The organism is Paenibacillus sp. FSL P2-0136 (assembly GCF_037975325.1).
GTDB classification, from domain to species: domain Bacteria; phylum Bacillota; class Bacilli; order Paenibacillales; family Paenibacillaceae; genus Paenibacillus_AQ; species Paenibacillus_AQ silagei.
In genome coordinates this window covers 5,336,055-5,358,178 of the sequence record NZ_CP150244.1, presented here as the reverse complement: position 1 = coordinate 5,358,178, position 22,124 = coordinate 5,336,055, and the positions used below count along the sequence as shown (strand labels likewise).

General features: G+C 52.3%; 18 protein-coding genes. 15 read left to right on the top strand and 3 right to left on the bottom strand.

What is annotated here, in order from left to right:
• Nucleotides 1-72: 72 nt before the first annotated feature.
• On the top strand, nt 73-1,200 hold the full coding sequence (gene dnaJ, locus NYE26_RS22740; RefSeq protein ID WP_339250310.1) for a molecular chaperone DnaJ: 1,128 nt from the start codon (nt 73-75) through the stop codon (nt 1,198-1,200).
• 420 nt (nt 1,201-1,620) lie between these two features.
• Here dnaJ and NYE26_RS22735 read toward each other — a convergent pair whose 3' ends face one another.
• A complete protein-coding gene (locus NYE26_RS22735; protein WP_339250308.1) occupies nt 1,621-5,703 on the bottom strand; it encodes a S8 family serine peptidase in 4,083 nt (1,360 codons plus the stop codon).
• Between the two features lie 561 nt (nt 5,704-6,264).
• On the opposite strand from NYE26_RS22735, the gene NYE26_RS22730 reads away from it, so the two are divergent.
• The 13 genes from NYE26_RS22730 to NYE26_RS22670 all read left to right on the top strand — a co-directional run bounded on the left by NYE26_RS22730 (nt 6,265) and on the right by NYE26_RS22670 (nt 18,498).
• Complete coding sequence (locus NYE26_RS22730; protein WP_209872151.1) at nt 6,265-6,624, top strand: hypothetical protein; 360 nt, start codon at nt 6,265-6,267, stop codon at nt 6,622-6,624.
• 45 nt (nt 6,625-6,669) lie between these two features.
• Nucleotides 6,670-6,849 carry a YfhD family protein gene (locus tag NYE26_RS22725; protein WP_036732220.1) on the top strand — a complete coding sequence of 60 codons (180 nt, stop codon included), beginning with the start codon at nt 6,670-6,672 and terminating at the stop codon, nt 6,847-6,849.
• A 122-nt stretch (nt 6,850-6,971) separates the two neighbouring features.
• Nucleotides 6,972-7,346 carry a hypothetical protein gene (locus NYE26_RS22720; RefSeq protein ID WP_339250305.1) on the top strand — a complete coding sequence of 125 codons (375 nt, stop codon included), beginning with the start codon at nt 6,972-6,974 and terminating at the stop codon, nt 7,344-7,346.
• Nucleotides 7,347-7,520: 174 nt separating this feature from the next.
• Complete coding sequence (locus tag NYE26_RS22715) at nt 7,521-8,432, top strand: methyl-accepting chemotaxis protein (RefSeq protein WP_339250303.1); 912 nt, start codon at nt 7,521-7,523, stop codon at nt 8,430-8,432.
• Between the two features lie 188 nt (nt 8,433-8,620).
• Entirely contained in the window at nt 8,621-9,178 is a 558-nt protein-coding gene (locus NYE26_RS22710) for an RNA polymerase sigma factor (RefSeq protein WP_339250301.1), read from the top strand.
• Nucleotides 9,138-10,805: a DUF4179 domain-containing protein gene (locus NYE26_RS22705; RefSeq protein ID WP_339250299.1), complete on the top strand. Its 1,668-nt coding sequence runs from the start codon at nt 9,138-9,140 to the stop codon at nt 10,803-10,805. Before NYE26_RS22710 ends, NYE26_RS22705 begins: the two co-directional genes overlap by 41 nt.
• A gap of 119 nt (nt 10,806-10,924) precedes the next feature.
• A complete protein-coding gene (locus NYE26_RS22700; protein ID WP_339250297.1) occupies nt 10,925-11,506 on the top strand; it encodes a DNA-3-methyladenine glycosylase I in 582 nt (193 codons plus the stop codon).
• Nucleotides 11,507-11,666: 160 nt separating this feature from the next.
• The gene (prmA, locus tag NYE26_RS22695) at nt 11,667-12,725 is read left to right on the top strand and encodes a 50S ribosomal protein L11 methyltransferase (RefSeq protein ID WP_339250295.1); all 1,059 of its coding nucleotides are present in this window, start codon (nt 11,667-11,669) and stop codon (nt 12,723-12,725) included.
• A gap of 2 nt (nt 12,726-12,727) precedes the next feature.
• A complete protein-coding gene (locus tag NYE26_RS22690) occupies nt 12,728-13,411 on the top strand; it encodes a site-2 protease family protein (protein WP_036732205.1) in 684 nt (227 codons plus the stop codon).
• 163 nt (nt 13,412-13,574) lie between these two features.
• Nucleotides 13,575-14,339 carry an RsmE family RNA methyltransferase gene (locus NYE26_RS22685; RefSeq protein WP_339250292.1) on the top strand — a complete coding sequence of 255 codons (765 nt, stop codon included), beginning with the start codon at nt 13,575-13,577 and terminating at the stop codon, nt 14,337-14,339.
• Between the two features lie 3 nt (nt 14,340-14,342).
• The gene (gene mtaB, locus NYE26_RS22680; protein WP_339250290.1) at nt 14,343-15,692 is read left to right on the top strand and encodes a tRNA (N(6)-L-threonylcarbamoyladenosine(37)-C(2))-methylthiotransferase MtaB; all 1,350 of its coding nucleotides are present in this window, start codon (nt 14,343-14,345) and stop codon (nt 15,690-15,692) included.
• 236 nt (nt 15,693-15,928) lie between these two features.
• Complete coding sequence (locus tag NYE26_RS22675; RefSeq protein WP_339250288.1) at nt 15,929-18,157, top strand: Ig-like domain-containing protein; 2,229 nt, start codon at nt 15,929-15,931, stop codon at nt 18,155-18,157.
• A 134-nt stretch (nt 18,158-18,291) separates the two neighbouring features.
• A complete protein-coding gene (locus NYE26_RS22670) occupies nt 18,292-18,498 on the top strand; it encodes a hypothetical protein (RefSeq protein ID WP_339250286.1) in 207 nt (68 codons plus the stop codon).
• Nucleotides 18,499-18,619: 121 nt separating this feature from the next.
• Here the strand turns inward: NYE26_RS22670 and NYE26_RS22665 are convergent, their stop codons facing one another.
• Nucleotides 18,620-18,997 (bottom strand): STAS/SEC14 domain-containing protein, encoded by a 378-nt coding sequence (locus tag NYE26_RS22665; protein WP_036732199.1) that lies wholly within the window; start codon nt 18,995-18,997, stop codon nt 18,620-18,622.
• 149 nt (nt 18,998-19,146) lie between these two features.
• Nucleotides 19,147-20,136, bottom strand: coding sequence for a Na/Pi symporter (locus NYE26_RS22660; RefSeq protein ID WP_339257592.1), 990 nt, complete (start codon nt 20,134-20,136; stop codon nt 19,147-19,149).
• A 100-nt stretch (nt 20,137-20,236) separates the two neighbouring features.
• On the opposite strand from NYE26_RS22660, the gene NYE26_RS22655 reads away from it, so the two are divergent.
• The gene (locus NYE26_RS22655; protein WP_339250284.1) at nt 20,237-21,640 is read left to right on the top strand and encodes a class I SAM-dependent rRNA methyltransferase; all 1,404 of its coding nucleotides are present in this window, start codon (nt 20,237-20,239) and stop codon (nt 21,638-21,640) included.
• Nucleotides 21,641-22,124: the final 484 nt, after the last annotated feature.

Sequence of the window (22,124 nt, the reverse complement as noted above, 5' to 3'; positions counted from 1 at the left end):
GGGCATCCCGGGTTTTGGCTTTCCTTTTACCTTGTAAATGGGGAGAATTAACGATGTACGGAGGTGAAAGCAGTGGCAGATAAACGTGATTATTATGAGGTTCTGGGCCTCGGAAGAGATGCTTCAGAAGACGAAGTGAAGAAGGCCTACCGCAAGCTGGCGCGCCAGTACCATCCCGATGTGAATAAGGCCAGTGATGCTGAGGCCAAGTTCAAAGAGGTTAAGGAAGCCTATGATGTCCTGAGTGACGGACAACAGCGGGCGCGGTATGACCAATATGGGCATATTGACCCTAATCAGGGAATGGGCGGCGGCTTTGGCGGCGGTGGCGGAGATTTCGGCGGTCTTGGTGATATCTTCGATATGTTCTTCGGCGGAGGCGGTGGACGGCGTGATCCGAATGCCCCACAGCGCGGCGGCGATTTGCAGTATACGATGACCATTGAGTTCAAGGAAGCGGTGTTCGGCAAAGAGACCGATATTACCATTCCGCGCACGGAGACCTGCGATACCTGCTTCGGCTCCGGAGCCAAGCCGGGTACGAAGCCGGAGACCTGTTCCGTCTGCCACGGCAGCGGACAGCAGGAATTCGTGCAGAATACACCGCTTGGACAGATGCGTAACCGCCGTCCCTGCTCCCATTGCAGCGGCACAGGCAAAATCATCAAAGAGAAATGCACCACCTGCGCAGGCCAGGGCAAGGTGAAGAGACAGCGCAAGATCCATGTGCGTATCCCTGCCGGTGTCGATGACGGCGCACAGCTGCGCATGACTGGTGAAGGCGAAGGCGGCACACGCGGCGGCCCGGCCGGAGATCTGTACATTGTGATCCGTGTGAAGAATCATGATTTCTTCGAGCGCGAGAACAACGATATTATGTGCGAGGTTCCCTTGACGTTCGCTCAGGCGGCACTGGGTGACGAGATTGAGATCCCAACGCTGACCGAGAAGGTGAAGCTCAAGATCCCGGCAGGCACCCAGACCGGTACCTTCTTCCGCCTCAAAGGCAAAGGGGTTCCGCATCTGCGCGGCAACGGCGTCGGCGACCAGCATGTCCGCGTCATCGTAGTCACACCTAGCAAGCTCAGCGATGAGCAGAAGGACCTGCTCCGCCAGTTCGCCTCCTACAACGGAGAGAACACGCATGAGCAGGAACAGTCTTTCTTTGATCGCGTGAAAAAGGCGTTCCGGGGAGACTGAACTTTTAGGTAATATGAAATAAGGATGGAAGAGCTTGTAAAACAGCGCCCCATCTCCATTAAGTGGAGGCGGGGCGCTGTTTTTTGCTGGTTTTATTGTCTTTGTGGTTCTGTTGTATTTGCTACAACAGAATGCTTTTGAAATTCACCAAAAAGAGAATCTGTTGCACAACGTACAGTAGAAATTCTTTAAATGGTCATTTTTAAACAGATATCTAAGAATCAAATGTATGAAATACAACAGAATCTCCTTTGGGACGAATTAAAGGGGATTCTAATGTAGTAAATGCAATCAGAGGTAGTATGCACATTATGTGCAACAGCGTCTGCTCAAGTGCTCAAACGGGTCTCAACCAAACAAAAAAGGCTGTCCTGAGTAGTCATGTAACAACTACTGGGACAGCCTTTTAAGCTTATTCTACTACTCGATCAATCCGATCTTGCTCAGCAATTCATAGAGTGCAGCGGCTGCTGTCTCACGGGTTGCCGGAGCTGTTGGATTGAAGGCAATGCCCGTTTCGCTGGCGAAGATGCCGGCTTTGGTCAGGGCTTGCAGACTGTCCTTGGCGTAAGGAGCTACCTTAGCGCTATCGGAGTAGGTTGTGAACGAAGGATTGGCTACAGCCTTCAGTTCAGTGCCTGTCAGCTTCAGCGCTCTGTCCAGAATGACGGCGAGCTCCTGACGGGTTACTTTTTGCGTAGGTGCAAACTTGCCGTTGCCTATGCCCAGAATCAGACCAGACTTGGAGGCTGCGGCGACATCCTTGGCGTACCAGTCCGTTGATTTCACATCGGAGAAGGTTACGCCAGCATCGGTACGCAGACCCAGTGCACGGGTTAAGAGTGCTGTGAACTCAGCGCGGGTCAGATTGCTCTGCGGCGCAAAAGTTGTTGCCGAGGTTCCCTGGATAATCAGTTTGTCGGCCAACGTCTGGATCGCAACCGCTGATTTGGAATTCGCGATGTCTGTGAAGGCTGCTGCCGGTTTGCTGACTGCTGCATACACGGAGAAGCCTGGACGGCTTACGGTCACAAGGGTTGTTCCATCGGCTTGCGGTGTGAAGACAGAAGCAACCGGGGTCACCAGTCCGTCTTTCTCAAACAGTACGCCTGCGGTCTTGGATTCAATCTTGCCAGGTACAGTAAAGGTGCGCTTGATGAACACGTTGGTTGGAACGTTCAAGTAAGTGCTGCCTGTAACTGTAGTCCATGAAGCTTCATAGGATACCGGGGTTCCAATAACCTGGGCACCCGGAGTACCTGCAATCAGCTTGCTGGCTGCGTCTGGCTCTTGCTTAATTACTAGCTTCAAGCTCTGGCCTGCAGGGGAAGCGGCTAATAAGGATACCGGCAAGGCTACAGCAGATCCGCCAACATTCACGATAAGGGTGCTGCCTGCTTGAATGGCGGACAGTAATTTCACCTGATCAGCAGTCAGGCTCAGTTCAGCAGACTTATCTGAGATGCTGATCAGAGAGATAACAACGGCTGTCTTGACAGTAGCGGCTTTGGCCAGAGCGGCCTTCAGATCGCTGTCGCTCACGGTTACTGTCGTTACACCATCCTTCGATGCGGTTAGAGGTGTTACCGTTACTTGCTGAACGCCTTCTTCAACAAGGGACTTCACAGGTTCTGGAACCACCACAGGTGTTGGCGTAACTACTGTACCGCCACCTCCACCACCGCCGCCGCCATTGTTTCCACTGTCAGAGACAGTGATAAAGCGGAATGAGGTGTAGGTACTGTAGTATTCATCATTGTTATAGTCAATCTTGATCGGTTTGGTGTTATCTTTGGCTTTAATGCCGATAACCTCAAGCTTGTAGACTCCATCGGTCAGACCGGCCACCGCAGGGTTGCCGTAAGCATCCAAGATTGGATCACCATTGTGGTCATATGGGTGATAGGTGGATGATACAACCGTGCTATAGTTCCCAGGCTCGAAGAACTTATCCGGCGCACCGGTCGTGGATACCTGGAAGGAGCCTTTCTTGATATCATCCAAGCCAATCAGATTCACTTCATAGTAGTTAATATCTTTTGCTTTCAGCTTGTAGTTCAGAATAGCACTTGAATTGGTGTAGACGATCGGCTGGCTCAGTGCAGCTTCCTGAATGCCTGTGCCCCAATCAGGTTGTTCGGTCGTCTTATCTACATTGATTGCAAACGGCAAGTGCAGAGTTGGCTGTCCTGCTGCTTCCAGGACGACATTACCTTGCAGCATTTGCGGCACGGTATCAGCAGCGACGGTAACCTTCAGGTTGAACGTGGAGGCAACTTTTTCGGCGGCAGTTACCGATGATTTGTCGAGCGTCGCAGATACATGCTTGGGATCACCATAGTTCCATTCCACGGAAGCAGAATAGGTAAGCGCAGTATCGCTCATATTCTTTAATTGCAGCACTTGGCTAGCTTCAGAACCGGGAAGCAGGGTGCCAAAGCTTGTAGACGGATTGTAGTTGATTACATTCTGCGGGATAAAGTTCTTGTCCAGAATAGAGATCGGCTCTATCGATTGCAGCAAGGCCGGAGTGATGATGGCATTTTCTACATTGGCGCGTCCAGGACCTTGAAGATAGAAATCTTCAGGTGCATCCTGGTAGAACACAGGATCTGCTGTGTTGGCCAGAGCGGCACGAATGTCTAATGGTGTATAAGTTGGATGTGCCTGCTTGATCAGCAGTGCCAAGCCTGCTACATGCGGTGTTGCCATACTTGTACCACTAATACGATTGTATGCTTTGGAATAATCAGTTCCTGGATGACCTTTGCCATAAGCAGGCCACGTAGACAGCACTCCGTCACCAGGAGCTACGATGTCCGGCTTAATGCTTAATTTACCGTCGAAGTTCGGTCCTAGTGAGGAAAAGCTGGTCACTTCATCGCCGGCGGTCATATCCATCGGATATTCGGAGCTGAAAGTAAAGTAAGCAGGTTTGTTGCCGTTAGCAACAATGGCTCTGGCTAAAGCGCGGCCTTGGGAGCCCTTCAGGTCCAGCGTAGGGATGTTGTCATATCCATCGCCAAGGTTGGAACCGATAAAGTCAGAACGGTCAGTATAGCTCTCATCCAGAATAGCTACTTTCTTACCGTCTACTGTCTGGAAATTACCATTGAAGATCACAATAGCTTTGGCACCGTGAGCTTTGGCATTAGCAATCTTGTCTACAAAGGCTAGATCGCCACGGGATACCAGAACAACAGTTTTCTCACTGAAATTTCCTTCCGGGTAATCTTCATTTGCGCCTAAATTAGCGTAGAACACTTTAACCGGCTCTGTTCCAATAATATCGGCAAAGTCTGTTTGACCCAATTCATAGGCCATGACATGGAACGGATTATAGGTGTCATAAGTCACTGAAGTGACTGAACCCGTAATCTCTGCCTTGAACTCACCGGAGAACGCTTTGATAGGGCTATTAACGGCACCTACCGAAATTCCGAGTTGGGAGGCAGCAGGAGAACCCATGGAAAAATAACCTGCTTCTCCATTATTCCCATTTGCAATGACAGCAGTTACTCCAGAGAGAACCGCATTATTAATAGCGATGGAATCCGGGGAGTTCACATCCTTCTCCGAATCGGAGCCGAGCGACAGGTTGATGACATCCATGCCGTCCTTGACCGCACGTTCAATTCCGTCAATGACTTGAGCGGAAGATCCGGAGGAAGTGTTCGGCTTATCAATATTACGGCCCAATACTTTGTAGACATACAGGTCAGCCCCGGGAGCGACACCCTTCTGAGCCACATCGCCTTTAGCTGCATACTGACCGATGATCGTTCCGGCTACATGCGTACCGTGGTAAGTTCCCGCATAGCCTACGCCATACTCGGTATCTTCTTCAGGAGTCAGCGGAACTTCTTCATAAGGATCATTATCCTGATAGAAGGAGTCATAGCCGCCCTTATAAGCCGGGGCAATATCCGGGTGCGTATAGTCCACACCGGTATCAATTACACCGACCTTCAGTCCGGCCCCGGTGAGGCCTTGGTCAGCCGCCCAATCGGCATGAATCTGCTTCAGGGGAGCATTGTCGTTTCTGTAAGTCACTTCGGTCACTGTCTGATCAGGGAGAGCATACCAGGTGCTGTTCGGATAAATGGAAGACACGCCGGAGATCTTCGCCAGCTCAGGGATTTTGTCAGCCGGAACGGTGACTTCAAAGCCGTTCAGAATCGTGTCGTACTTGTAATTGACGGTCAGGTCAATCTTCTTGGCTTCAGCCTTATCCAGTACTTCTTCCTGTTGGCTGTTCACTGCAGCTTCAGTCGCTGTATTGGCGAGTGCTGTAATTCCTTGTCTGGCAGCATACTTGCCGACGGCAGCAGGCTGGCCGCTGAGCTGAACGATAACCCGGACAAGATTTGAGGATTTGGTGTTAATCTGTGGAGAAATATAAGGCTGATTCGCTGGAATCAAGGCTGGAAGATGATTGCCTGATACGGGTGTCTTCAAGCTGCTGGCGGCGAAGGCTGCGCCCGGAATCATACTTGCAGCCACACCCAATGATAAAGTTAGTAATGATAGCTTACGAGGTAATTTTGTCCACTCCAAATGTAATCCCCTCCACAATATGATGTTGGTTCTGGCTTACATCTCTCCTGCTACAGACAGTAGCCGGATTCTCCTTTTCTATTAATCCGGTTTATTTCCGTCAAGATTACTAGGAAAAATATTAAGAAGATTTTACCACTGGTTATTTGTAAAATCTACACAAAATTTATAGAGTTTTGAGAATGTTTTCATTTCCTGCGGAATGTTATATGACACAAATAGACTTTTAAAACTACTACGAAGAAATTAAAAGACAAAAAAATACAAAATAACAGAGAAAAAAACAATTATCGTCATGAATACTGACATGAATGATGGTTGGAAAAACAGCGCTGAAATTTAGAAGTGTGGCTTCTGGATAATGAAATCAGCGGACAACAGCGGGTGAAAGTCCAAAACTTCGCTGGAGTCACAGCCAACCCTAAATGTATAAATTCCTGTCCGGAAATCCAAAATAGCCAAGTAAGCTTGTACGAATGAATACCAGGCAGAAAGCGGGGAATTCCCATGTCTGAAAAAAGTATACTGGCCTACTTCAAAACCCCGGAGGAAGCGGAAGGGGTCTCCCGTAAGCTGCAGGCACTGCGTGCAGAGGAGATTTCCATTGACCGGTTTAGCAGGTTTGGGGGAAGCGGGCAGGAGCCGGGAGTAAATCCGGTTACCGGCAATTTGGCGAGCATGGATTCGATGAGGGCAGTCAGTGACCATACGGGCATATTAGCTGCGGCGCATACGAGCGGGAGCGGAATGAGCCATGGCGGGGATGGCGGGCCTACAGGCAGAAATATTCTGCTGACGGTTATTGTAGATGCAGCTATTCATGGTCAGGCGATGTCACTGATTGAGGAAGCCGGCGGAATGATTTGAAGCTAAGACAACCAGATTAAGTACATTGGAGGCTGATGGCAAGCTATGGACAGAGAGAACTCGAAGATCTTTTCCAAAACCGAAAAAATGAAAATGCTCTATGAGGCGAAGGCCGAGGATGTTGAATTCTCAGCAGCTGAAGCAGATCAGGATGATATAGAGGCCATGGACCGTTCCCGTGAGGCTGATAAGCGGCAGCTGGGAGAGATTATGAAGAAAGAATAATTCGGTGAAGTCAAGAAGAGATGAGCAGACGAATTGTTGCTACGGATACCCTGCGTAAGTGGGGTATTTTTGTGTTTTGGCGTGTATAATGGAGTGATATGCGAGTCCGGGAGGATACATAAGTGAATACAGTGATAATGTGGGTAGGGCTGGCGCTGCTGGTGGCGCTGTTGACCTTCATGAACCAGAAGCAGGTCTATTCCTCGAAAGTGAAACGAGCTTACCGGGAGCTAAGAATGCTTGCTGAAAAGGTTCGAGCAGAGCAGTCGGAGGCGGGAGATCTGGAGAGCTGGGAAGCATCGTTTGCCGAGATGGAGAACCATCCGAACGAATTCAACAAGCTGGATAAGGAGATCGGCTTGCGCCAGGCCTTCGTCCAGTATCTGGAGCGGCATTATCCGCAGGATACGAGACTTCCAGAGCTGCAGGAAGCGGCTGCCTACCGGAAGGACAGCGTGTGGGGAATTAAGATGGGGGACTATGGCCCCAGGAAGTAGTCTGATGTAAATAGGGGACTAACCATCCTTGCTCTGAATAGGCTAAGTTGTTTAGACTCATTATTAATTGATATCATCCAAAGCGCTGGAACAGCCGTTAATAAGAGTAAAGTGAAATAAGCGAGAGTCGTCCGTATATCAGTTAAAAATTGAGATGTATAGGGAGCAGTCAACATGGAAAATCTAGCAGACCAAGCAGTTACAGACGAACTGGTTGTCAAAGCCTTGGAAAAAAACCTTGCCATGATCCGCTTTGATCTGGATCGGCGTGTCGCCTATGTCAATGAGATCTTTGCCCAGTCAGTGAAATACAAAGCGGAGGACATGTACGGCATGCAGCACAGCCAGCTGTGCTTCCCCTCATTCGTGAACAGTCCGGATTATGAGGTGTTCTGGCAGAATTTAATGGCTGGCCGGAGCTTCCAGGACAAAATTGAGCGGATGGACGCAGAGGGGAATTCGGTCTGGCTGGAAGCTACATATATGCCGGTGTTTGATGAGACAAATACCCATGTCATCGGCGTATCCAAGGTGGCCACTAACATTACGGAGAGACAAAACAACATGAGCCATGTCGTGGAGCTAATGCAGGGCATGGCGGATAGCCTTAATCAGCGTGCGGACAAAGGAATTGAGCGGAGTCAGGAGCTGCTGCAGAGTATTGACAGGATTGCCGAGGTTTCGACTGAGAATACCGAAACACTGCTAAGTCTGCAAAAGCAGGCTGCGGCGATCCGCGGCGTAGTGCAGACCATCCGTGATATTGCTTCCCAGACTCATCTGCTTGCCCTGAATGCAGCGATTGAGGCTGCACATGCCGGAGAATTCGGCCGGGGATTCGATGTGGTGGCCAAGGAGGTAAGAAAGCTGTCTGCGATGGTGCAGGATCAGATTACCGAAGTCCGGGACAGTGTCCAGGCCATTACGGAAGAGGTAGGCAGAATATCAACGGGATTGAACCAGGTGCAGGATAATGTGCAGCTCAGCCAGCGGCAGATTCAAGTGGCGCTGGATGAATTCACGCTGATCGCTACCTCTGCACAGGAACTGGACAACCAGGCGCGCGAGGTCATGAATATTATCTAAGCTGTGCTTGCTCTGAAGTTGAGCAGTTATTCCCGGACAATCTATTGTAAGCAGTATGCAGCCTGTGCTTTTCAGGTGGACATGCTGCTTTTTTAGTACATATAGCTGGATATGCTGCTGAAAATGAACCTTTTGAAGCCCGGGGTTGTTATAAAGGTAATTCAAACAAGAAAGGAGGGCATGCTCAAGTGGGCAACAGGGAATTATTCCAAACCTACAGCAAGGAGGTATATCGTACCTGCTATTATATGGTGCACGATGCTGCCGATGCTGAGGATCTGTGTCAGGAGGTATTCATCACTCTCTTCCGCAGCGAGTGGCAGGGCATTGAATATCTGAAGGCTTGGATTATGAAAATCACCGTCAACACCTGCCTGAACCACCTGAAGCGCAGGAACAGCCTGCAGCAGAAGCTGACGGCCCATCTCCATATGTTCAGGGAGAATCCGCAGCCGCTGGTAGACAAGCTGGTGGAGCAGAAGGAAACGAAGCTGGAATGGGCGGGATACATGTCCCGGCTCCCGGCGAAGATCAGGGCGGTGCTGACCCTGCGGTATATGCATGATTTCAGTCTGGAGGAAATCCGCAAGATGCTGGATATCCCGCTGGGAACTGTGAAGTCCAGACAGCATAAGGGGCTACGGATGATGAAGAGGATTCTGGAAGAAGCGGGCGTTCAGCCCATAACGAAGGAGGACGATGAATATGGACAGAACCGAAGCGCAGTTAAAGCGTCGCTTAAATGAGGATCAGGAGCTGAATTATCCTGATTTCGAGCAAATGTGGGGCAGAATGGAGCAGACCGGATATGCATCATCCAAAGGCGGCAGCCGTGCGGGAGCAGGCAGCCCGGTCCGCCACCGCAACTGGCAAAAGATCACTGTCGCAGCCTCCTTCAGCGTAGTGCTGATGGCTGTTCCTGTGTATGCCGCTGTGCAATATGATTGGGGCAGCCTGCTGGACCACCGGAGCGGGGTGGAGGCGGCGCTGTCACAGAACCTGGGCCAGCCGCTGGGCCAGACGATCACCAAGGATGGAGTAACGTTGACGCTGCATACAGCGCTCACCGATGAGAACCGGACAGTGATTCTGTATAGTCTGGATGTGGGTCCGGACGGGGGCGACGGCAAGCTGTGGAACATCAATGGAATGACTCTCAAGGATGGCCCGGGACGCAGCGGCAACCAGGAATTCAACAATCAGCAGTGGGACGAGAAGAACAAGCGGTACAACGGTTATTTCGAGACGGACTGGACGCCGGATCAAGAGACGGCCAAGGTAAGTCTGACGGCTGAGCGGATTCAATTGTACTCGCAGCAGGAGGTAGACTTGAAGCTGGATACGGACTCGCCGGAGCGGCAGAGCTTTCCTGTGAACCGGGATGGACTGGAATCCTTCAGCGTACAGCCCTTTAAGGAAGGTACTGACCATCTGATGCTCTCCACTGCCGCCATCTTCGATGATCCGGAAGCCAAGAACTGGGCCTTTCCGCAAATCACTGCTTATCGGGGAGGGCAGCTTGTAAAGAACTCCCGGGCAGGAGCAATGGGTAAGCCGGGAGATAACGGAGAATACACCTCGGTTCAGTATTACAAACCTGCCGATGTGCCGAAGGATCAAACCGTCTATAAGCTGGATTACACGAAGCTTGAAAGGAACATCGACGGTCCTTGGGCGTTTGATTTTGAACTGAGCAAGAAGAAGATGGCGGGCGCGACAATCAAAACTGCGCTGGATCTGCCCCTGGAAGCAGGAAATACAGATAATCGTATTGAGCAGATGGTTGTGACACCTACGCAGGTCCGTGTATCGGTTCGCAGCAAAGCTAAGCCGTTCTCTGAATTGCCGTATGTCAATTATTCTCTCGAGGTGGGCGGCCGGACGCTGGAAGGCGGATTATGGTATTCCATGTCTGAGGACAAAGAGCTGATTGCAGTGCGCTTCGAGCGGCCGTCGGACCTGGAGATTACCAAAGACACGCCAATGACGCTTGTAGGTAATTATAAGGTTATCCGGCATGGGGATGATAAGAAGCCGCTTCAATTAACCAACATCTCCAGCGAGAAGCAGACGGTGATCCGGGAGACCGGCGGTTATCCGGTACAGTGGACCTACTATATGCAGGGTGAGGATCTCTATGTGGAGACGAGGAGCGATGATCCGAAGTTTGGCGGCGTGAACCAGACTCATATCGGTACCGGTAAGGACCGGATCGTAAGTAAGATCGTTTCAACGAAATTCCGCGGAGACGGAAATAACCGGAGCATTGATGTTTATGAGAACTTCAAGGGAACAGAAGCTTCAATATACATGTTCTATTACACTACAAATGAGCCGGACAAAGAGACGCGGGTACAGCTGCAAGGACAATAATAACATTATTTCATTATTTTAACGGGAAGAACCTTGTGTTCTTCTCTTTTTTTCGTATACAGTTAGAAGATATGGCTATGAATAGCTGCCAGAATTATAAGACAAAGGAGAGAGTAACTATGGAAATTAAGCGCTGCGACTGGGTAAACTCGGACCCGGTATATATAGCTTATCATGATGAAGAATGGGGCAAGCCGCTGGTTGATGACCTGAAGCTGTTCGAGCTGCTGATGCTGGAGGGCATGCAGGCCGGACTAAGCTGGTATACGGTGCTGAAGAAGCGGGAGGGCTTCCGCGAGGCTTTTGACGGCTTTGATCCGGAGAAAATCGTGCTGTATGGGGAGGACAAGGTCGAAGAGCTGATGCAAAATGTGGGGATTGTGCGCAACCGTCTGAAGATTAAGGGAGTGATTTCCAATGCACAGGTGTACCAGCAGATCTGCCGGGAGGAAGAGGGTGGCTTTGCCGGTTATCTGTGGAGCTTTGTCGGCGGGACGCCGGTGGTGAATCATTGGAAGAACAGAGCCGAGGTTCCCGCGACGACCCCACAGTCCGATCTGATGAGCAAGGCGCTCAAGCGCAAGGGGATGAAGTTTGTCGGCTCGACGATCTGTTACGCTTTTATGCAGGCGTCCGGGATGGTAGATGACCATGCGCTGGATTGTTTTTGCCGCAGCACCCCGTCTGCCGTAGAGAGTTGAACGCAGTTTGGCGCTGAACGGGTAAGAAATGCTATACTAGCTAAGATAAGCTTCGAGGGACATTATGCTCCCAAAACTGAGTCTATGCTTCCGAAGTAAGTTTGTTCGAAGCAGAATCGAGAGAAGTAACGCTCACAAACTTTTAGGAGGATTCATTACCATGCTATGGCAAGAATTGACGGTACATACAACCGAGGAAGCACAGGAGATGATCTCCAATCTGCTGGTTGAGGCCGGAGCGGGCGGAGTCTCTATTGAAGAATCCGGGACGCTGAATAAAAACCGGGATACACGTTACGGTGAACTATACGATGAACCGCTCAATGACATCCCCGAAGGGGAAGCGGTCATTAAAGGATATTATGCGGAATCGGTGGACATGGACGCGGTTGTGTCCGAGGTGACGCCAAGGGTGGAAGAGCTGAGAGAATTCGGCATCGACCCCGGGCTGGCACAGATCTCCTGGAAGACGGTGGATGAGGAGGATTGGGCTCATGCCTGGAAGCAGTACTTCAAGCCGCTGCGCGTCTCGGAGCGGCTGACTATTAAGCCGACATGGGAAGAATATACTCCGGCCTCTGCGGATGAAAAAATTATTGAGATCGACCCCGGCATGGCCTTCGGAACCGGGACGCATCCGACAACGGCGCTGTGCCTTCGCGCTCTTGAGAAGCATATTGTCAGCGGTGACGAGGTCATCGATGTAGGTACGGGCTCCGGCATCCTTGCTGTCGGAGCGATGCTGCTCGGTGCCGCCTCTGTCCTGGCGCTGGATCTGGACCCGGTCGCCGTAGAGAGTGCCCGTGAGAATGTGGCGCTGAACCGGCTGGAGTCAGCAATCACCGTGAAGGAGAGCGATCTGCTCTCGCTGCTGGGCGGTGAGGGGGCGGCGGATACCGCAGCCGGAGAGATGTGGCCTTCAGCCCGGCCAAGCAATACGGCTGACCAAGAGGCCGTTCCTGTTGTTGCCGCGGCGGCAGACGGGCTGGGAGTGACTCTGCCGGTCCGTGTGGTCGTGGCGAATATTCTGGCCGAGATTATTGTGCTGTTCACGGACGATGTCTACCGTGCGCTTCAGCCGGAGGGGATCTATATTACCTCGGGGATTTATAAGGATAAGGAAGGGCTGGTCGCGGAAGCGCTGAAGTCCTCCGGTTTCGAGATTTTAGAAGTAACCCGCGAAGAAGATTGGGTGGCGTTCACAGCCGGAAAGAGGTAGACATGGGTTCCCTGGATCAATTTTTAGTATATCCTTTACAGCAGCTTCCGTTTTTTCTGATTACGATTGTTATTGCGTTTACGGTGCATGAATTCGCCCACGCCTATTTTGCCAATAAATTCGGGGACCCTACAGCACGCCTGCTGGGCCGTATGACCTTGAATCCGGCGGTGCACTTTGACCTCTTCGGCATCATTCTGCTGCTGATTGCCGGCTTCGGCTGGGCGCGTCCGGTTCCCGTGAACCGGGATAACTTCCGCCGTCCCCGTCTGATGGGTGTCATTGTCTCAGCCGCCGGGCCAATCAGCAATCTGCTGCTCGGTATTCTGGGCGCGCTGATCTATGCGATTCTTGTGGGAACGGGCACGATGGATTCGATTAAGAACGAGCAGGTGCTCCGGGCGCTGATCTGGTTCTTCGGGATGTTCATTCACTTCAACTTTTTCCTCTTCGTATTTAACCTGATTCCGCTGCCGCCGCTGGACGGTTACCGGATTGTAGAGGATATCGCACCGCGTCCGATCCGTGGAAGACTTCAGCAGTATGAGCAGTATACGGTTTTCCTTTTCCTGCTGATCATCTTCATTCCGGGTCTGCGCGCCTATACGATAGAACCGCTTAGCTACTGGGCGACACGTACGGGTAATGATTTCTTCCAGCTGTTCCTAAAAATGTTCGGGGTCTGAGCAGAGCAGTACTGACAGGGACTGTTCAGTGCATGGCAAACGTTGTAGAATATAATGTGATTATTAAGTAGATGAATGATACGTGTGAAGCGGCGGCCGGGACCTGATTTGGCGGGGACTACGCCGCTTTTACGCTGAATAACGGACAGGATGAGGATGAGAGATGCAGCGTTATTTCGTAACTCCGGCACAGTTCGGACAAGACAAGGTTAGCATTGACGGTGAAGACGCCCGCCATATCGCGAAGGTCATGCGCGGCAAGGCCGGGGACAAGCTGATCGTCAGCGACGGCGTGGCCCGCGAGGCGCTGGCCGAGATTGCTGACATAGAGATTGGCCTCGTCACCGTGAACATACTGGAGCCTCTGGCTATGACTCATGAAGCGCGCATTCAGATTACTGTCGCCCAGAGCCTGCCCAAAGGGGACAAGCTGGAGACAGTCATTCAGAAATGCACGGAGATCGGGGCTGTAGCCTTCACGCCGTTCCTCTCAGAGCGGACGATTGTGCATTACGATGAGCGCAAGGAGAGTAAGCGGCTAGAGCGTTGGCGCAAAATCTGTAAGGAGGCCGCCGAACAGGCGCACCGGAATATTGTTCCGCAGGTGCATTCACCGCTCAGCTGGAAGCAGCTGCTCCAGAGCTTCAACGGCTATGATGCCGTCTATTTCTGCTATGAGAAGGAAGAGGGACTCCAGCTCCGCAGCGCAGCCGCGCCATGGCTGGCATCGCTTCCGCAGGAAGCTGCGGCTAAAGTGATGATTGTTGTAGGGCCGGAGGGCGGCTTCAGTACGGAGGAATGCCGACTGGCTGAGGAGGCCGGAGCCGTCTCTGTCGGGCTGGGGCCGCGTATTTTGCGCTGTGAAACCGCAGGCATGGTTGCCGCCGCCTGCATTTTATATGAATCCGGAGAAATGGGAGGAGCTTAAACCATGCCATCTGTAGCTTTTTATACACTGGGCTGCAAAGTCAATTTCTATGATACCGAGGCCATCTGGCAGCTCTTTAAGAATGATGGATACGAGCAGGTAGATTTCGAGGGGGCCGCCGATGTCTATCTGATTAACACCTGTACAGTGACCAATACGGGCGACAAAAAAAGCCGGCAGATGATCCGCCGGGCGGTCCGCCGCAATCCAGACGCCATCGTAGCGGTTACCGGCTGCTACGCGCAGACCTCACCTGGAGAGATTCTCGATATTCCCGGAGTCGATCTGGTGATCGGCAACCAGGACCGTGAACAGATTATGACGCATGTAAAGAATATTCAGGAGTCACGCCAGCCCGTGAATGCGGTCCGCAACATTATGAAGACGCGTGAGTTCGAGGAGATGGATGTGCCCGGGTTCGCTGACCGGACGCGGGCGTTCATGAAGATACAGGACGGCTGCAACAACTTCTGTACCTTCTGCATTATTCCCTGGTCGCGCGGTCTGTCGCGCAGCCGTGATCCGAAATCGATTGTCGCCCAGGCGCATCAGCTGGTGGAGGCCGGATACAAGGAATTCGTGCTGACCGGCATCCATACTGGCGGGTACGGGGATGATCTGGACAACTACCGCCTCGCTGACCTGCTCTGGGAGCTGGATAAGGTGGACGGGCTGGAGCGTGTCCGCATCAGCTCCATTGAAGCGAGCCAGATTGATGAGAAGCTGCTGGAGGTGCTGAACCGCAGCACCAAGATGTGCCGCCATCTGCATATTCCGCTCCAGGCGGGCCATAACGAGGTGCTGAAGGCGATGCGCCGGAAGTATACCACGGAAGAGTATTTTGCCAAAATGCAGCTGATCCGAGAGGCTATGCCGGATGTGGGGATCACAACGGATGTGATCGTCGGCTTCCCGGGCGAGACGGATGAGATGTTCCGGGCAGGCTACGACTTCATGAAGGCGGTCAACTATTCGGAGATGCATGTCTTCCCGTATTCCAAACGGACCGGAACCCCGGCTGCGCGGATGCTGAATCAGGTCGATGAGGAGATCAAGAATGCGCGTGTGCAGGAGCTGATTGACCTCTCTGAAGAGATGCAGCTAGCTTATGCCCGGCGGTTCGTCGGCAAGACGCTGTCCGTCATTCCAGAACGGGCTGCCAAAGGCTCGGCGGGACGCAGCGTACAGCACGGCTTCAGCGACAACTATCTCCAGGTGCTGTTTAACGGCGACGATTCACTGCAGGGCGAGCTGTGCCAGGTGAAGGTAACCGAAGCCGGCGTGAATGAATGCCGGGGCGAGCTTGTCAGTGTTAGCCGGACGGCAGCTGGACTGCGCGAAAGCGTCCGCTAGGACAGGTGCTTGCGAATGAAAGGATGTCTACTTAGCCGATGAAGGCGATTAGGCATCCTTTTTTGCCGGACTGTGATTTCATAGTTACAAAGACCTGAATTTGCCCGGGAATCGTGAAATATGGAAAATGGGGTAAAGACTTGGGCCGGATTTGTCGATATAGTGGAAGAGAGTGGCAAAAAGTCCACCGATAATCAGACCGTCTAAGGAGAGAACAGATGACCGTGTACAGGAAAATGACAAAAACGCTCCTCATTATGATATTGCTCGTTGTGGCCGCTTTTCCGGTAAACGTCTTTGCCGCTGCTGGAGACACTATCTCTATTGAATTCGACAGCTCAGCCAAGGTAGAGCTTACCGTGGGCCAGTCACCGAAGCAGCTTAAGCTATATGCCAATGTAGAGGGCTCCGCTTCCAAACGGGATGTGACGGCAGCCGCAACATGGACCTCTTCCAAGAAAGAAGTAGTTACAGTATTAAATGGCCAGCTTACACCGGTGAATTCCGGAACGGCGGTAATTACAGCAACTCTCAATAATGCGATAGCCTCTGTAGAGGTGTCGGTCACCCATGCCTTTAAGGAACTGAAATTGACCCGCAGCACAGAGGGCAGCTATAAATTAGGCGACAAAGAGGAATTGCTGTCTGTTACGGCCACCGCCATCGGCGGAACATCGGCCACTGCGGAGAAGGATGTCACGAAGGACACGGAATGGAGCAGCTCGAATACAGGCGTGCTGACCATTGCTGCAGGCAAGATTACGCTGGTCGGTGAAGGTAAGGCTACCATTACCGCCAAGTACAAAGGATTAACCGAAACGATCAAAGCGGTGGTAGAGCTTCCTTATGCCGCTATCGTGCTGAAAGACAAGAATGACACCATCGTCAAGGAAATGGAAATGCTGGTCGGGGACCATCCGGCCAAGCTGACCGCCAAGACCAAAGCCACTTCGGCAAGTCCGGAGATTACCCTGGGCAATGAGGTGGAATGGAGCAGCTCCAGCGAGAGCGTAGCTACTGTTAAAGACGGTGAGATTACCATCCTGGGCGTGGGTAAAACGGTCATCACCGCAAGCTATCTGGGTGTTACCCAGTCGGTGGATGTCTATGTGCGTGCGCCTTATGAAGCGCTGCTGCTGACGCCTTCCGGCGACCAGTCGCTTTTCCTGGGGGAGAGTCTGAATGTAACCGCAGCAATGCGGAATGCTGTCAATTCAACCTCGAACGAAACAGCGTCCGCCGTTTGGACCTCGGATAACCTGATGAATGCTACAGTAACCGCCAATTCGGCGGATGCAAGCAACGCTTATGCCACTGTTACGGGTAAAGCGGTAGGAACTTCAATCATTAAGGCCAGCTATCTGGGCATCAGCAAAAGCTTCAAGATCACCGTCTATCCAACCCTGACGGAGCTGGGCCTGGAGAAGACGGAGCAGGAAATCTACACGGCGGATGCAGTAAGCCTGCCGAAGGTGACCGGAACCAAGTATGACGGCACCAAACTGGATATCAGCGATGAGATGGAGTGGACCTCTGCGAATGAAGAGATTGTCTCCATCAAGGACGGGAAGTTTGTCGGCGGCAAGGCAGGTACGGCCATCCTGACCGGGAAGCTCAAGACTGGCGAAGTGACCTCCGCTTCGGCTGCAACGATCCGCTCCAAGAGCGTTCAGTTTAACGTAACGGTTCAGAATAAAGTGCTTGTCCTGATCGGACCCGATGCTGCTCTGGGAGTAGTAATTGGTGAAGAGCTGCCACTGCCCGCTGTCCAGGCTGTGCTGGAGAATGGCGACGAGCTGGATGTGTCGGGAAGCATCAAATGGGAGCTGAGCGGCAGCAATGCGGTTCTTAAGCAGACAACTGCCGCCAAGACCATCAAGGGACTGGTCAAAGGTACGGCAACCCTGAAGGGAACCTACTCCAACAAGACCATCAGTGTTCCGGTAACGATTGAACAGAAGGTCGTGAAGCTGGTGGTGGACCCGGCAACGCTGGAAATGAACATCAAGGCGTCCAAGTCCATTAAGGCCACCGGATATTTTTCAAACGGCAAATCTGCCAACTTCTCAGGGGTAATGAACTGGGAATCTTCGAACCCGGCTGTGGCTACTATTAAGGGAACTTCCGTCAAAGCATTGGCTGAGGGTACAACTACCCTGACCGGTTCCTACCAGGGCATTCAGGCGACGGTTAAGATAACGGTTGTTCCCAAGCTGATGAAGCTTACAGTCAGTGAGAACCGGCTGAGTCTTGCACCGGGCGCAGGCAAAAACGTAGTGGTAACCGCGCTGTATGATACCGGCCGCACTGCAGTTGTCACAGGAAGCATGGTCTGGACCAGCTCCAAGCCTGCTGTCGCCAAGGTGAATGCCACTGGGATGATTACAGCAGTGAGCAAGGGAACCGCATCTATTAAAGGAAAACTGGGGACTAAGACAGTCTCGGTATCTGTTAGCGTGAAATAGTGTAATACTGCTTGCGGTTTGAGCGGCAACAAGACCTGCACATTCGTCTATATGGACGGTGTGCAGGTTTTTTTGTTTATGGTGAGGAATCGGAATGCTCAAGATTAATAAGGAGGGAGGAGGGAGAAGTCATAATGGAATTGATGCCAGCCTGGAAGCGTTGGGGATACGAAGAGGGCAAAGCGGAAGGTATTGAGGAAGGCAAAGCTGAAGGAAAAGCGGAAGGAAAAGAAGAAGGTCAGGCGGAGCTCATCCGTAAATTGCTGCTTAATGGATTTTCTCCCGAAGCGGTCTCTAAGGCTGTTGAATTGCCGCTGGATAAGATTAAGAAGCTGATGTAAATATAGACCCGGAGCCAATATCGGTGGCCCTGGGTCTTTTTTTAGGATCTTTTCTGTAATTCTATAAAATTGTTGCTATGACAGAGCGCTGACTCACAATGAACTGGAAATTTGTAAGGCTTTATATTGAATACTCATTTAACCAAATCAATGCTTGTTCATAATTATCAAAAAAATTCACGGATTTTTTGGTGTTGGATTGTTGTAAATAATTCATGATCTCCCCTTCCTCAAGGAGAAACGCAATTGCCTTGCTGTGATTCAATAGGGTTTCATTGAAGAACTTATCTTTCCATGCTTTTTGAACAGAAAAATGATCTGGCGTGTATCCTTTTCGGTCCACCAGCAATTTGTATTTCCGATTCTCGGAAATGAATTGTTGGCAAGCATGCTCGAATCCATGGAACCATTCATTCACATCATCTGTGTTAATCTTTCCAATTAGATGGGTAACAATTAAATCTCCTGAAACTGTTGTGCTGATATTTTGTTTACTCAACCTTGAAATCATCTCCCTTAGTTACAATTATGCGTATAAATCCCATAAAATCAATAAAGGATAAATTTCTTATGCAATAAAGCTTTGGATTAGTACTGCAGGGCGGATTTGAAGTATAATGAGGACTGCGATTACGATTCTTGGAAGACTCAGGACTGCAGCCGTTGCTCCAGCCTGGACCAGACGCGCAGATAGCATAACGGCAGTACACCAAGCGAACAGACGACGTTGAAAATAGTCTGGGCATGGGCGAGCTGGGCGGCAGGTCCGCCGCCGATCCAGGCGGACAGGGATTGCAGAGGCTGGATGAAGGGCAGGAAGAGTAAGGCGCCGCCGACATTCAGTGCCACATGCGACCAGGCGACGAATACGCCGGAAGGCGTACTGCCAATGGCGGCAATGACAGCAGTGACGCAGGTGCCGATATTCGCGCCGAGGACGATGGCGATGCCAAGCGCAGGCGGCATCACGCCGCTGGCGGCGAGGCCCATCGCCATGCCGATGACTGCGGCGCTGCTGTGCACCATCGCCGTCAGCACAGCCCCGGCGGCCAGCCCCCAGAGTGCGCTGGTTGCGGCATGCCCGAGGAACCAGCGGAACAGGGGGCTGCCTTCCAGGGCGGGGCCGATGGACTGCATGACCGCGATGCCCCACAGGACGAGCGCAAAGCCGGTGACCGCGAGGCAGATGAACTGCAGCGGTCCCGAGATCCGGCGGCAGGCCTCAAGCAGCCGCCAGGACTGCGGGGCCAGCTCGCCGGCCATCACGGCGGCGGCCCACAGGCAGAGCGCCGCGATCAGCAGCGGCGCGGCCAGCATGCTGATCTGCAGGCTGATCAGCTCCGTTGTCAGGCAGGTGCCGATGTTGCTGCCGAGAATAATGCCAAGCGTGCGGGCATAGGTCAGCAGCCCGGCATTGACCATGCCGATGGTCAGCACCGTTACAGCGGTGCTGCTCTGCAGCAGCGCCGATAGCAGGGCGCTGACGATCAGGCCTTTGGCTGGTGTGGAGGTAGCCTTGTGCAGGCTGCGCTTCAGCAGAGGACCGGCCAGCCGCGACAACGAGGCTTCCATCACCTTCATGCCGGCGAGGAATATGACAAGACCGTAGAGGACAGGGAATAACAGTTCACGGATCATAAGGACAGGCTCCTTTTTGAACGGGGGTTGTACCAATATATGAACGCCAGGCATAGGACATGTATATTAATCTGGCAACAAGAATAGGGAGTTGAAGGTATTGGCATCAGTAATTCTGGAACGAAACCGTAAAAAAAGACTGGAGCAGGGCCATCCATGGGTCTTCGCCAGTGAAGTAGCATCTGTAGACGGAGATCCGCAGCCAGGCGGACTGGTGGATGTTCTGACCCATCAGGGGCGGTACTTGGCTACCGGGTATTATAATCCGGCTTCACAGATTCGGGTGAGAATTCTGTCGCAGCATAAGCTGGCGGCTATGGACACGGCGTTTTTTGTCGAGCGGTTCGCGGACTGTCTGCGGCACAGGGAACGCTTCCTGCCGGGGGCGGATGCTTACCGTCTGGTTTATGGGGAAGCAGATTTTCTGCCGGGGCTGATCATTGACCGCTTCGGTGAAGTCCTTGTGGTGCAGCTGCTGACACTGGCTATGGATCAGCACCGCTCCGAGATTGTGGAGGCACTGGTGCAGGTGATGGCGCCGCGTGGCATCTACGAGCGCAGCGATGTCAGTGTGCGGGAGCTGGAGGGACTGGAACAGACCACGGGTGTGCTCTACGGCGAATGCCCGCGCCACATTACCGTAAGTGAGAACGGGCTGAAGGTCATCGTTGACATTGAAGAGGGACAGAAGACCGGCTACTTCTTCGATCAGCGGGAGAATAGAGCATCGATTGCTCCGCTGATGAAGGGCTGGGGCGGGAGCAGCGGAATTACACTGCAGAATGTAGCTGCCGAGGATGGTTCACTCCAGATGCTGCCGGTCAACAAAAGCGGCAAGCCTGTCACCTTCCCGTACTGGGATGGTGCAACTGTGCTGGAATGCTTTGCGCATACGGGAAGCTTCACACTGCATGCCTGCAAGTATGGCGCCAAGAAGGTAACTTGCCTGGATGTGTCTGCGCATGCCATTGAGAGTGCGAAGGCCAATGTGGAGATCAACGGATTCAGCGACCGGGTGGAATTCGTGGTAGATGATGCATTTGCCTTCCTGCGCAATCAGGTCAAGGGTCAGGAGGAACGCACCGAGCGTGCTACGGGCGGCGCGGCGGCAGAAGGGACAAGCGGAAGCAAACCGGCTGCCAAGGCAGATACCGCGAAGCCGATGACCGCCGGGGGCGGACGCACATGGGATGTCGTGATTCTGGACCCGCCCGCTTTTGCCAAGACCAAAAGCGCAGTGGCAGGTGCCGTACGCGGGTACAAGGACATCAATCTGCAGGGTATGAAGCTGGTGAATGACGGGGGATATCTGGTCACGGCCAGTTGTTCATACCACATGCAGCCGCAGCTGTTCCTTGACACGATCATGGAAGCGGCCAAGGATGCCGGCAAGGTGCTGAGACTGATCGAATGGCGGGCCGCAGGCAAGGACCATCCGCAGATTCTCGGGGTGGACGAGGGGCATTATCTGAAGTTCGCCATCTTTGAGGTGCACAGCAAATAGAAGTTTCAGACCCGGCGGGCCAGCCGGTTTTGCGGGAAGAGTCTCTTTTATAGAGGCTCTTTTTTTATAGGGTTCAGACTCAAAATCAGCAGTTTTCCTATCTTCATCAACCATACGTGGACACCCCGTGGTGAGGCTGGGCAGGGGAATAAGAAAGTAGTCTATTGGCCCACGCCGCAAAAGTCGACCGGCCGAATGTGTGCGAGAAACCGAATAGCGAAAAACCGAACACAATGGGTCCGGAGAGGAGGGCTAAGGGACGAGTATGCAAGTGGGGGAAGGGAAGGGTGGAAAATGTTCTGTGTGAGGAGGGAAACGGTCGTTAGCACTAATACAAATAGATGTATTTGGTACAGTTAAAAGACCGCCCAAAACCAGAATAGCTGAGATAGGTGTATTCTGTACAATTAAAATCGGCTCGGAGTAACTGTGGAGATGAAAATCTGATTTTTAGTTGCAGAGAATACACTTAAACCTGTTAACG